The organism is Laceyella putida, assembly GCF_042665195.1.
Lineage (GTDB): Bacteria > Bacillota > Bacilli > Thermoactinomycetales > Thermoactinomycetaceae > Laceyella > Laceyella putida.
On record NZ_JBHTBW010000018.1, the window covers coordinates 1 to 726 of the forward strand.

1 protein-coding gene is annotated in these 726 nt (G+C 28.5%); it reads left to right on the top strand.

Annotation, left to right across the window (positions count from 1 at the left end; all coding sequences use genetic code 11):
• Window positions 1-217 precede the first annotated feature (217 nt).
• Window positions 218-706 carry a hypothetical protein gene (locus tag ACFQNG_RS06315; protein WP_379864047.1) on the top strand — a complete coding sequence of 163 codons (489 nt, stop codon included), beginning with the start codon at window positions 218-220 and terminating at the stop codon, window positions 704-706.
• The last annotated feature ends 20 nt before the right edge of the window (window positions 707-726 follow it).

Below are 726 nucleotides of genomic sequence, written 5' to 3' on the forward strand. Positions count from 1 at the left end.
GCTGCCATTACCTTGATTTCCTTGATCATGTGGCTCAATTAATCATTCACCAGACACGCCCTAAAGTAGCATCACATAATTAAAACAGTTGTTAGATACAATACCGTTTCTATTTTAACGGTTATAACTATTGAAAAAATATTCTCTATTATTTTAATATAACTATATAAAGATTTTTGACCTTGAGAGGAAATAAATCTTTGCAGGAGTGAAAAACATGTCCAAAAAAAGAAGAAAAAAACACAAAATAGATAACCTAAATGTAGATGACCAAAAACATAACAAGATTGATGAAATTAATGAAGAAGAAACCGATCATTCAACTAATAGTACGTCTAATAGTTCATCGTTATGGCGCGATATATTTCGTAATATAATACAAGTTGAATTAGCAGTTGGTGCTATAATAATAATTTGGTATACAGTTACTTATTTTTACCATGCTGGTATTTTCACCTTTTATAAAATCCCACTTTTTTATTTAGACATTACTCTCGACAAATTAATGTTACCAGGGCCGTTTTTTTTAATAGCCTTATTTATTATTTTATTAATATATTGGAATATCAAATGGAGCCAGAGAAAAATACCTAATATTATATTTGATATATTATTATTTGTGACATTCATTTTTGTTTCTCTAAAATATGAATTGAGTTATATCTTAATGAACCCCAAAAGTCCAGACATTTTAAGCCGCATTTGAGGTAAAACGTTGACGGAACT

Coding starts and splice junctions, on each gene's coding strand:
- ACFQNG_RS06315 (WP_379864047.1), top strand. CDS start 218: ATGTCCAAAAAAAGAAGAAAAAAACACAAAATAGATAACCTAAATGTA.